Origin of the sequence: Streptomyces griseorubiginosus (genome assembly GCF_017614965.1) — a bacterium.
GTDB lineage: Bacteria > Actinomycetota > Actinomycetes > Streptomycetales > Streptomycetaceae > Streptomyces > Streptomyces griseorubiginosus_B.
In genome coordinates this window covers 42,130-52,945 of the sequence record NZ_WVUG01000022.1, presented here as the reverse complement: position 1 = coordinate 52,945, position 10,816 = coordinate 42,130, and the positions used below count along the sequence as shown (strand labels likewise).

At 70.4% G+C, this 10,816-nt stretch carries 8 protein-coding genes; all 8 read left to right on the top strand.

Going from position 1 to position 10,816, the window contains the following annotated elements; translation table 11 throughout:
* Positions 1-1,883: peptidoglycan D,D-transpeptidase FtsI family protein (locus GRC12_RS07105; protein ID WP_244372192.1), on the top strand; the 1,883-nt coding region annotated here is incomplete at its 5' end.
* A 161-nt stretch (positions 1,884-2,044) separates the two neighbouring features.
* Positions 2,045-3,565, top strand: a complete 1,521-nt coding sequence (locus GRC12_RS07100; RefSeq protein ID WP_208778218.1) for a UDP-N-acetylmuramoyl-L-alanyl-D-glutamate--2,6-diaminopimelate ligase — start codon at positions 2,045-2,047, stop codon at positions 3,563-3,565.
* Between the two features lie 4 nt (positions 3,566-3,569).
* Positions 3,570-4,985, top strand: a complete 1,416-nt coding sequence (locus GRC12_RS07095) for a UDP-N-acetylmuramoyl-tripeptide--D-alanyl-D-alanine ligase (protein WP_133042848.1) — start codon at positions 3,570-3,572, stop codon at positions 4,983-4,985.
* On the top strand, positions 4,985-6,055 hold the full coding sequence (gene mraY, locus GRC12_RS07090) for a phospho-N-acetylmuramoyl-pentapeptide-transferase (protein WP_208778222.1): 1,071 nt from the start codon (positions 4,985-4,987) through the stop codon (positions 6,053-6,055). The genes GRC12_RS07095 and mraY overlap by 1 nt, the downstream gene beginning before the upstream one ends.
* A complete protein-coding gene (gene murD, locus GRC12_RS07085) occupies positions 6,037-7,470 on the top strand; it encodes a UDP-N-acetylmuramoyl-L-alanine--D-glutamate ligase (protein ID WP_208778217.1) in 1,434 nt (477 codons plus the stop codon). Before mraY ends, murD begins: the two co-directional genes overlap by 19 nt.
* 20 nt (positions 7,471-7,490) lie before the next feature.
* Complete coding sequence (gene ftsW, locus GRC12_RS07080) at positions 7,491-8,852, top strand: putative lipid II flippase FtsW (RefSeq protein ID WP_208778216.1); 1,362 nt, start codon at positions 7,491-7,493, stop codon at positions 8,850-8,852.
* 6 nt (positions 8,853-8,858) lie between these two features.
* Positions 8,859-9,956 (top strand): undecaprenyldiphospho-muramoylpentapeptide beta-N-acetylglucosaminyltransferase, encoded by a 1,098-nt coding sequence (gene murG, locus GRC12_RS07075; RefSeq protein ID WP_208778215.1) that lies wholly within the window; start codon positions 8,859-8,861, stop codon positions 9,954-9,956.
* Positions 9,957-9,999: 43 nt separating this feature from the next.
* On the top strand, positions 10,000-10,803 hold the full coding sequence (locus GRC12_RS07070) for a cell division protein FtsQ/DivIB (protein ID WP_208778214.1): 804 nt from the start codon (positions 10,000-10,002) through the stop codon (positions 10,801-10,803).
* The last annotated feature ends 13 nt before the right edge of the window (positions 10,804-10,816 follow it).

The following is a 10,816-nucleotide window of genomic DNA, read 5'->3' as shown; positions in this document are numbered from 1 at the left end:
GCCCCGGCGCTCGTCCGGCGGCCCGCCGTCCCGCGGCGGGCCGGACCGCGGCCCCGAACCTCCTCAAGCTCGGCAGCCCCCGCCCCCGGCTGCGCATGGTCGCGCTGGCGCTCACCCTGGTGCTGATCGCGTTCGTCGTACGGCTGCTGCAGGTCCAGGCCGTCGACGCGAGCACGTACGCCGCCAAGGCCGAACAGAACCGGTACGTCGTGCACACCCTGGCCGCCGAGCGCGGCGGGATCACCGACCGCAACGGCGTGACCCTGGCGACCAGCGTGGACGCCTACGACCTCACGGCCGACCCGACGATGTTCACCCGCGCCCAGCTGAAGATCGACGACGGCCCGGAGCAGGCGGCCGCGCTGCTCGCGCCGATCCTCGGGCAGGACCAGGCCACCCTCGTCAAGAAGCTGCGGCCGGCCAACAAGAAGCTGCGCTACGTCCTGCTCGCGCGCCGTCAGACCCCGCAGGTCTGGACGCAGATCAAGGACCTGAGGAACGCGCTCACCCAGAAGGCGGCGACCGACCCGGGCACCGCCAACGTCCTGGCCGGCGTCTTCGCCGACCCCAGCAGCAAGCGCGTCTACCCCAACGGCGACCTCGCCGCCGGGATACTGGGCTGGGTCAACGACACCGGCCAGGGCGGCGGAGGCGTCGAGCAGGAGCTGAACAAGGAACTGGCCGGCAAGGCCGGCAAGATCCGCTACGCCCAGTCCGGAGGCCGGCTCATCCCCACCGCGGGCTCCACCGAGACGCCCGCGGTGCCCGGCAGCGACGTCGAGCTAACCATCGACCGGGACATCCAGTGGGCCGCCCAGAACGCGATCAGCGAGCAGGTCAAGAAGTCCGGGGCGGACCGCGGGTACGTGATAGTGCAGGACACCCGGACCGGCGAGATCCTCGCCATGGCCAACTCGCCCGGCTTCGACCCCAACGACCTGTCCAAGGCGGACCCGAACGCCCTGCACAACTGGGCCGTCGAGGACGCCTACGAGCCCGGCTCCACCGCCAAGATCATGTCGATGGCCGCCGTACTGCAGGAGAACGTGGCGACCCCGCTGACGCATGTCGTGGTGCCCAACCGGCTGCACCGCGGCGACCGGCTCTTCAAGGACGACATCGACCACGCCACCTGGGACCTCACCCTCAACGGCGTGCTCGCCAAGTCCAGCAACATCGGCACCATCCTGGCCACCGGCCAGCTCGGCAGAACGCAGGCGCAGGCCAACAAGGTCCTCTACTCGTACCTGCGCAAGTTCGGCATCGGCAGCTACAGCGGACTCGACTTCCCGGGCGAGACCAAGGGCATCCTCGCGCCGCCCGACAAGTGGTCGACATCGCAGCAGTACACGATTCCTTTCGGCCAGGGCGTGTCCCTCAACGCCATGCAGGCGGCGTCCGTCTACTCGACGATCGCCAACGGCGGCGTCCGTGTCGAGCCCACCCTCGTCCGCGGCGCCAAGGGGGCCGACGGGCGCTTCACGCCGGCCGCCAAGCCCCACAAGACCAGGGTCGTCAGCGCGAAGACGGCGAAGACGCTCGCCCAGATGCTGGAGTCGGTCGTGGACGACCAGGAGGGCACCGGCACCAAGGCGCGCATCCCCGGATACCGGGTCGCGGGCAAGACGGGTACGGCCAACCGTGTGGATCCGGCCACCGGCAAGTACCGCGGATACACGTCCTCGTTCGCCGGTTTCGCCCCCGCGGACAACCCGCGCGTGACCGTCTACTGCGCCATCCAGAACGCGACGAAGGGCAGCTACTTCGGCGGCCAGATCTGCGGACCCATCTTCAAGGAGGTGATGGAGTTCGCACTGAAGACCCTCCAGGTCCCGCCCACCGGCGCGAAGCCCGCGGCCCTGCCCGTCACCTTCACACCCTGATCAGCGCAACCAGCCAGGAACGCTCCGTGACCATGATCACTCCCGACTCCGGCAAGCCGGACGCCCCCCGCCCCTCGCTTCGCTCCCGGGCGGGTGCGCCCGGTACGCTCACCGCCGTGCCACACGCTGATCAGTCCCAAACCACCCAGAAGGGCGTTTCCGTGACATATCCGGGGCCGCCACGACCGGTTCAGGTCTCCGTCACACCCCTCGCGGAGCTCGCCGATCAGCTGGGTGCCGCAAGGCCCGAGAGCGCCGCAGAGGTCACGGGCATCACCCATGACTCACGCGCGGTCCGACCCGGCGACCTGTACGCCGCCCTTCCGGGCGCCCGTCTGCACGGCGCGGACTTCGCCAACCAGGCCGCCGGCCTCGGCGCGGTCGCGGTGCTGACGGACCCGACCGGCGCCGAGCGCGCGGCGGCCACCGGCCTGCCGGTCCTGGTCGTCGACGACCCGCGCGGGCGGATGGGTGAACTGGCGGCCACCATCTACGGCCACCCGGGCCGCGACCTGCTGCAGATCGGCATCACCGGCACCTCCGGCAAGACCACCACCGCCTACCTCGTCGAGGGCGGTCTGAAGACCAAGAACAACACCGGCCTGATCGGCACGGTGGAGACGCGCATCGGCGACGAGCGCATCAAGTCCGAGCGCACCACCCCCGAAGCCACCGATCTGCAGGCCCTGTTCGCGGTGATGCGGGAGCGCGGGGTCGAAGCGGTGGCCATGGAGGTCTCCAGCCACGCCCTGGTCCTCGGCCGGGTCGACGGCTGCGTCTTCGACATCGGCGTCTTCACCAACCTCAGCCCGGAACACATGGAGTTCCACTCCGGCATGGAGGACTACTTCCAGGCGAAGGCGCAGCTGTTCACACCGCGGCGCAGCAGACTCGGCGTGGTCAACCTCGACGACGAGTACGGCCGCCGGCTCGCGGTGGAGGCGACCGTCCCGGTCGTGACGTACTCCGCCGAGGGCCACCCGGACGCCGACTGGCGGGCCGAGGACGTCGTGATCGGCCAACTCGACTCCACGTTCACCGTGATCGGCCCCGAGGGCGAGCGCATCGAAGCCAAGGCGCCGCTGCCGGGCCCCTTCAACGTGGCCAACACCCTCGCCGCGATCGTGGCCCTCGCCGCCGCGGGCCTGGACCCGCAGGCCGCCGCCGACGGTGTCGCCGCGGTGCCGGGCGTGCCCGGGCGGCTGGAGCGCGTGGACGCCGGACAGCCCTATCTCGCGGTCGTGGACTACGCCCACAAGACCGACGCCGTCGAGTCGGTGCTGCGCGCCCTGCGCAAGGTCACCGAGGGCAGGCTGCACGTCGTGCTCGGCTGCGGCGGCGACCGGGACAGGACCAAGCGCGGCCCGATGGGCGCCGCCGCGGCCCGCCTCGCCGACACCGCCGTACTGACCTCCGACAACCCCCGCTCCGAGGACCCGCTCGCCATCCTTGCAACCATGCTCGAGGGCGCGGCGTCCGTACCAGCACACGAACGCGGCGAGGTCCAGGTCTTCGAGGACCGGGCGGCCGCGATCGCAGCGGCCGTCGCCCGGGCACGGCCCGGAGACACCGTGCTCGTCGCGGGCAAGGGCCACGAGCAGGGCCAGGACATCGCCGGGGTGGTCCGTCCCTTCGACGACCGCCAGGTGCTTCGAGAAGCCATCCAGCAGACCCAGGGATGAACTTGTGATCGCCCTCTCTCTCGCCGAGATCGCCTCAGTCGTCGGCGGGCAGACGCACGACATACCGGATCCGTCCGTCCAGGTCACCGCTCCGGTCGTCCGGGACTCGCGGGAGGTGCAGCCGGGCGGGCTCTTCGTCGCCTTCGTCGGCGAGCACGTCGACGGCCACGACTTCGCCCAGCAGGTCGTGGCGGCGGGCGCGGTGGCCGTCCTGGGCTCGCGGCCCGTCGGCGTGCCCGCGATCGTCGTGGACGACGTCCAGGCCGCCCTCGGCGCCCTCGCCCGTCATGTCGTACGCCGCCTCGGCGCGACCCTCGTGGCGCTCACCGGCTCCGCGGGCAAGACCAGCACCAAGGACCTCATCGCCCAGGTGCTGCGGCGCAAGGCGCCGACGGTGTTCACGCCCGGCTCGCTCAACAACGAGATCGGGCTGCCGCTCACGGCCCTGTCCGCCACCGAGGACACCCGGTTCCTCGTGCTGGAGATGGGCGCCCGCGGCATCGGCCACATCCGCTACCTCACCGAGCTGACCCCGCCGAGGATCGGGCTGGTGCTCAACGTCGGCTCCGCCCACATCGGCGAGTTCGGCGGCCGCGAGCAGATCGCGCAGGCCAAGGGCGAACTCGTGGAGGCTCTTCCGTCGGCACAGGACGGCGGCGCCGCGATCCTCAACGCGGACGACCCGCTCGTACGGGCCATGGCGTCCCGAACGAAGGCGAAGGTGGTCCTCTTCGGCGAGGCCGACGAAGCGGACGTACGCGCCGAGAACGTGCGACTCACGGACACCGGACAGCCCGCCTTCCGGCTCCACACACCCTCCGGTGCAAGCGATGTGACCATGCGCCTGTACGGTGAGCACCACGTGTCGAACGCGCTCGCCGCGGCCGCCGTCGCCCATGAGCTGGGCATGTCCGCGGAAGAGATCGCCACCGCGCTCTCCGAGGCGGACTCCCTCTCCCGCTGGCGCATGGAGGTCACCGAGCGACCGGACGGCGTGACCATCGTCAACGACGCCTACAACGCGAACCCCGAGTCCATGCGAGCCGCCCTGCGCGCGCTCGCGGCGATGGGCCGGGGGCGGCGGACCTGGGCGGTGCTCGGCAAGATGGCCGAGCTCGGGGACGAGGCGCTCGCCGAGCACGACGCGGTCGGACGGCTCGCCGTCCGGCTCAACGTCAGCAAGCTCGTCGCGGTCGGGGGCAGGGAAGCGTCCTGGCTGCAACTGGGCGCATATAACGAGGGTTCGTGGGGTGAGGAGTCGGTGCACGTGTCCGACGCACAGGCGGCGGTCGACCTGTTGCGCAGCGAGTTGCGCCCGGGGGACGTCGTGCTCGTGAAGGCGTCCCGTTCGGTCGGCCTCGAGAGCGTCGCCCAGGCGCTGCTCGCGACCGGTGCCGAGGGTGAGGTCGCTGCCCGATGATGAAGCAGATCCTGTTCTCGGGAGTCATCGGTCTGTTCCTGACCCTGGTCGGCACCCCGCTGCTGATCAAGCTCCTGGCCCGCAAGGGCTACGGGCAGTACATCCGGGACGACGGCCCCCGTGAGCACGCCAGCAAGCGCGGTACGCCGACGATGGGCGGCATCGCCTTCATCCTGGCCACGGTCGCCGCCTACTTCCTCTCCAAGGTGATCACCGGCTACGCGCCCAGCTACTCGGGTCTGCTGGTGCTCGGCCTGATGGTCGGCATGGGCCTGGTCGGCTTCCTCGACGACTACATCAAGATCGTCAAGCGCCGTTCGCTGGGCCTGCGGGCCAAGGCGAAGATGGCCGGCCAGCTGATCGTCGGCATCTCCTTCGCGGTGCTCGCCCTGCAGTTCCAGGACGCCCGCGGCAACTCCCCGGCCTCCACGAAGCTGTCGTTCATCACCGACTTCGGCTGGTCGATCGGCCCGGTGCTGTTCGTGGTCTGGGCGCTGTTCATGATCCTCGCGATGTCGAACGGCGTGAACCTGACGGACGGTCTGGACGGCCTCGCCACCGGCGCCTCCGTCCTGGTCTTCGGCGCCTACACGTTCATCGGCGTCTGGCAGTTCCAGGAGTCCTGCGCCAACGCGCAGACCCTGACCAACCCGGGCGCCTGCTACGAGGTGCGCGACCCGCTCGACCTCGCGGTCATCGCCTCCGCGCTGATGGGCGCCTGCCTCGGCTTCCTGTGGTGGAACACCTCGCCCGCCAAGATCTTCATGGGCGACACCGGCTCGCTCGCCCTCGGCGGCGTGCTGACCGGCCTGGCCATCCTCTCCCGCACGGAGCTGCTGGTGGCCCTCATGGGCGGTCTGTTCGTCCTCATCACCATGTCGGTGGTCATCCAGGTCGGCTCGTTCCGGCTCACCGGCCGGCGCGTCTTCCGGATGGCGCCGCTCCAGCACCACTTCGAACTCAAGGGCTGGTCCGAGGTCCTGGTGGTGGTCCGCTTCTGGATCATCCAGGGCATCTGCGTGATCGTCGGACTGGGCCTCTTCTACGCGGGATGGGCAGCGGACAAGTGACCGACCGGCAGGGGCTCTCCCTGGAGGGCAAGCACGTCACCGTCGCCGGACTCGGCGTCTCGGGCATCCCGGCGGCCAAGGTGCTGCACGCGCGCGGGGCGGTCGTCACGGTCGTCAACGACGGCGACGACGCACGCGCGCGTGAACAGGCCGCCGAACTGGAGGCCCTGGGGGTCACCGTGCGGCTGGGAGACGGCGCCACCCTGCCCGAGGGCACGGAACTCGTCGTCACCGCGCCCGGCTGGAAGCCGGACAAGCCGCTGTTCACCGCGGCCCGCGAGGCGGGAGTCGACATCTGGGGCGACGTCGAACTCGCCTGGCGGCTGCGCGGACCCGACGCCGCCCCCTGGCTCGCCGTGACCGGCACCAACGGCAAGACCACCACCGTCCAGATGCTGGCGTCGATCCTGAAGGCGGCGGGTCTGCGCACGGCGGCCGTCGGCAACATCGGTGTCTCGCTGCTGGACGTCGTGCTGGGCGAGGAGCAGTACGACGTCCTGGCGGTGGAGTTGTCGAGCTATCAGCTCCACTGGGCACCCTCGCTGCGGGCGCACTCGGCGGCGGTGCTCAACCTCGCCCCCGACCATCTCGACTGGCACGGCTCCATGGAGGCCTACGCCAGGGACAAGGGCCGTATCTACGAGGGCAATCGGGTCGCCTGCGTCTACAACGTCGCCGACAAGGCCACCGAGGACCTGGTCCGCGAGGCCGACGTCGAGGAAGGCTGCCGGGCCATCGGCTTCACCCTCGGCACTCCCGGTCCCTCCCAACTCGGCGTCGTGGACGGCATCCTGGTCGACCGCGCCTTCGTGGAGAACCGGCAGAAGAACGCCCAGGAACTCGCCGAGGTCTCCGACGTCCGTCCGCCGGCTCCGCACAACATCGCCAACGCCCTTGCCGCGGCGGCCCTCGCGCGTGCCTTCGGGGTGCCACCCAAGGCCGTACGCGACGGGCTTCGGAACTTCACGCCGGACGCGCACCGCATCGCGCACGTGGCCGATGTCGACGGTGTCGCCTACATCGACGACTCCAAGGCCACCAACACCCATGCCGCGGAAGCCTCATTGGCGGCATATGAGTCGATCGTATGGATTGCGGGCGGACTCGCCAAGGGTGCGACCTTCGACGAGCTGGTCGCCAAGTCGGCAAAGCGACTTCGCGGTGTCGTGCTCATCGGACAGGACCGCGCCCTGATCCGCGAAGCCCTGGCGCGACACGCGCCGGAAGTACCCGTCGTCGACCTCGACCGGACCGACACTGGGGCGATGCTCGCGGCCGTCCGGGAGGCCCGGCGGCTCGCGGTCGCAGGCGACACGGTGCTGCTGGCTCCCGCCTGTGCCTCGATGGACATGTTCGCCAACTACAACAAGCGCGGTGACGCGTTCGCGGAGGCGGTTCGCGAACTCGGCTCCTGACCGACGCAGCGGAGGCGCTGATGCCCAGTAGCCGTACCGGACGGCCGCCCGTGCAGCGGGCCGTCAGACGTCCCGCCGCTTCCCGGCCGTCCCGTGACAACCCGCTGCGGCGCGCCTACCTCAACGCCAGACGCGCCTGGGACCGGCCGCTGACCGCCTACTACCTCATCGCCGGCGGCAGTTTCCTGATCACCGTGCTCGGCCTGGTGATGGTCTACTCGGCCTCCCAGATCACCGCGCTGCAGATGTCCCTGCCCGGCTCCTACTTCTTCCGCAAACAACTGCTCGCGGCCGTGATCGGCGGCGTCCTGCTGCTGATCGCCTCCCGCATGCCGGTCAAGCTGCACCGGGCGCTGGCCTATCCGATCCTCGCGGGCGCCGTCTTCCTGATGGCGCTGGTGCAGGTGCCGGGGATAGGGATGTCGGTCAACGGCAACCAGAACTGGATCTCGCTGGGCGGCTCCTTCCAGATCCAGCCCAGCGAGTTCGGCAAGCTGGCGCTGGTCCTGTGGAGCGCCGACCTGCTGGCCCGCAAACAGGACAAGAACCTGCTCAACCAGTGGAAGCACATGCTGGTGCCGCTGGTGCCGGTCGCCTTCCTGCTGCTCGGGCTGATCATGCTCGGCGGCGACATGGGCACGGCGATCATCCTCACGGCGATCCTGTTCGGCCTGCTGTGGCTGGCCGGGGCGCCCACCCGCCTCTTCGTCGGCGTGCTGTCGATCGCCGCCACCCTCGGTGTGATCCTGATCAAGACCAGCCCCAACCGCATGGCCCGGCTCGCCTGCATCGGCGCCACCGAGCCCCGGTCCGGGGCCGCCGACTGCTGGCAGGCCGTGCACGGGATCTACGCCCTCGCCTCCGGCGGAATCTTCGGCTCCGGGCTCGGTGCGAGTGTGGAAAAATGGGGCCAACTCCCGGAAGCCCACACGGACTTCATCTTCGCCGTCACCGGTGAGGAACTGGGCCTGGCGGGGACGCTGTCGGTGCTCGCCCTCTTCGCGGCTCTAGGCTATGCGGGTATCCGCGTGGCCGGACGTACGGAGGACCCCTTCGTCAGGTATGCCGCGGGAGGCGTGACCACCTGGATCACCGCGCAGGCGGTGATCAACATCGGTGCGGTGCTCGGCCTGCTGCCGATCGCCGGCGTCCCCCTCCCGCTGTTCTCCTACGGAGGATCCGCCCTGCTGCCGACCATGTTCGCCATCGGGCTGCTGATCGCGTTCGCGCGCGACGAGCCCGCTGCGCGGGCGGCGCTTTCCCTGCGGCAACCCCGCTTTGGTAGAAAGCGGGCGGGAGGCGCCATGCGAGACCGGGGGCCTCGGAGATGGAACACGATGCGACGGCGGGCGCCCACGGCGCGGCCGTCCGGAGAGCGGTGAATTTCGGTGCATGTCGTACTCGCCGGTGGGGGGACCGCCGGCCACATCGAGCCCGCGCTCGCCCTCGCGGACGCCCTGCGCAGGCAGGACCCGACCGTGGGGATCACAGCCCTGGGCACGGAGCGGGGTCTGGAGACCAAGCTCGTCCCGCAGCGGGGCTACGAGCTCGCGCTGATCCCCGCCGTACCGCTGCCCCGTAAGCCCACGCCCGAGCTGATCACCGTCCCGGGCCGGCTGCGCGGCACGATCAAGGCGACCGAGCAGATCCTGGAGCGCACCAAGGCGGACGCGGTCGTCGGCTTCGGCGGCTATGTGGCGCTGCCCGGCTACCTCGCCGCCAAGCGCCTCGGTGTGCCGATCGTCATCCACGAGGCCAACGCCCGCCCGGGCCTGGCCAACAAGATCGGCTCCCGGTACGCGGCCCAGGTGGCCGTCGCCACCCCGGACAGCAAGCTGCGCAACTCCCGCTACATCGGGATCCCGCTGCGCCACTCCATCGCCACCCTGGACCGGGCGGCGGCCCGTCCCGAGGCCCGGCACATGTTCGGCCTCGACCCCAACCTGCCCACGCTCCTGGTCTCCGGCGGCTCGCAGGGCGCCCGCCGCCTCAACGAGGTGGTCCAGCAGGTCGCGCCGTGGCTGCAGCAGGCCGGCATCCAGATCCTGCACGCGGTCGGCCCGAAGAACGAACTGCCGCATGTGCAGCAGATGCCGGGAATGCCCCCCTACATCCCGGTAAGTTACCTGGACCGGATGGATCTCGCGTACGCCGCGGCCGACATGATGCTCTGCCGCGCGGGCGCGATGACCGTCGCCGAACTCTCCGCCGTCGGACTCCCGGCCGCCTACGTCCCGCTGCCCATCGGCAACGGCGAACAGCGGCTGAACGCCCAGCCGGTGGTGAAGGCCGGCGGCGGACTGCTGGTCGACGACGCGGAACTCACGCCCGACTGGGTGCGGGAGAACGTCCTGCCCGTGCTCGGCGACCCGCACCGGCTGTACGAGATGTCCCGCGCGGCAAGCGAGTTCGGCCGCCGGGACGCCGACGACCTGCTCGTCGGCATGGTGTACGAGGCGATCGCCGCCCACCGTGCACACCGATAGGGCTGACAGGGCTGTAATTCCGTGTAGGTGAAGGGCAGGGGCCGTGGCCGGACCGACGACCGTGGAGCGCGGGGAACGCCAGCAGGAGTCGTCCGGTCCGCCCCTCGCCCGGCGGTTGCGGCGGATGGTGCGGCGACAGCTTCGTACGATCATCATGCTCGCCGTCGCGATGGTCTTCCTCGGCACGGCCGGCCTCTGGGCGTTGTACGGCTCCTCGTGGACGCGCGTGGAGCGCGTGACGGTCTCCGGTACCCGGGTGCTGACGCCCGCCCAGGTGAGCGAGGCCGCCGAAGTCCCCGTCGGGGCGCCGCTGATTTCCGTCGACACCGATGCGATCGCGTCACGACTGCGCCGGAAACTGCCCCGAATTGACACGGTTGACGTGGTTCGTTCGTGGCCCCATGGAATCGGCCTGAAAGTGGTTGAGCGCACTCCGGTTCTGATTGTCCAAAAGGGCGGAAACTTCATCGAAGTGGACCGCAAGGGCGTCCGTTTCGCCACGGTTTCCGAGGAACCCAAAGGCGCTCCCGCGCTCGAATTGAGCATCTCCCGCTCGGGTTCCGCCGCCGCGAGCCTGCGCCGCTTCGGCGAGGACCGCTTGGTGCGCGAGGCGGTGACGGTCGCCCGGTCCATTCCGGCCGCCGTCGCGCACGAGACCCGGAGCGTCAAGGTGCGTTCCTTCGACGACATCTCACTGGAGTTGGGCGACGGCCGCACGGTCGCCTGGGGAAGCGGCGAGCGAGGCGCGCTGAAGGCCCGTACGCTCACCGCCCTGATGAAAGCGGCGCCGGACGCGCGGCACTTCGACGTCTCGGTTCCCACCGCCCCGGCATCATCGGGGAGTTGACGCACATCCGCGC

Coding starts and splice junctions, on each gene's coding strand:
- mraY (WP_208778222.1), top strand. CDS start 4,985: ATGAAGCAGATCCTGTTCTCGGGAGTCATCGGTCTGTTCCTGACCCTG.
- murD (WP_208778217.1), top strand. CDS start 6,037: ATGGGCAGCGGACAAGTGACCGACCGGCAGGGGCTCTCCCTGGAGGGC.
- ftsW (WP_208778216.1), top strand. CDS start 7,491: ATGCCCAGTAGCCGTACCGGACGGCCGCCCGTGCAGCGGGCCGTCAGA.